The sequence below is a fragment of the Vibrio sp. 1402 genome, from assembly GCF_033340275.1.
This window is the reverse complement of the sequence record NZ_JAWOWE010000392.1, coordinates 1-627: the sequence shown is the minus strand read 5'-3', so window position 1 is coordinate 627 and position 627 is coordinate 1. Positions and strand designations below refer to the sequence as shown.

Genomic DNA, 627 nt, shown 5'->3' with positions numbered 1-627 from the left:
GTCCATCCAACATTGAAGGAAAGGGGGAAATCTCCCAGCGTGATCTGGTGAAAAACTCACTGCGTATGCGTCCTGACCGAATTGTGATTGGTGAGGTGCGTGGCTCGGAAGCGGTCGATATGTTGTCTGCGATGAACACCGGTCACGACGGTTCACTTGCGACCATTCACGCCAATACACCAAGGGATGCACTCAGCCGTATTGAAAACATGTTCTCTATGGCGGGTTGGAACGTTTCGACAAAAAACTTAAGGGCGCAGATCGCGTCAGCCATCAATATCGTGGTGCAAATGGAGCGTCAGGAAGACGGTAAGCGCCGCATGGTCAGTTTGCAGGAAATAAACGGCATGGAAGGGGAAGTCATCACCATGTCCGAGATCTTTACCTTCCAGAGAAGAGGGGTGGATCAAGATGGCAATGTGTTAGGGGATTACATAGCAACAGGCATCGTACCAAGTTGCCATGATCAATTGATTAAACGAGGCTTAGACGTTCCATTTGAAATATTTAACGAAAAAGTCCGTTAGGAGGGTGTGCTATGGAAAGTCAATTCCCCCTATTTCTTCTTTTGCTGTTTTTGTCGGTGTTCTTTATTAGCCAAGCTTTGATCCTGCCTTCGGCGGGTAA

At 48.0% G+C, this 627-nt stretch carries 1 protein-coding gene; it reads left to right on the top strand.

What is annotated here, in order from left to right:
* On the top strand, positions 1-527 hold a 527-nt coding region (locus R7044_RS26255), incomplete at its 5' end, for an ATPase, T2SS/T4P/T4SS family (RefSeq protein ID WP_225456123.1).
* Between the last annotated feature and the right edge of the window lie 100 nt (positions 528-627).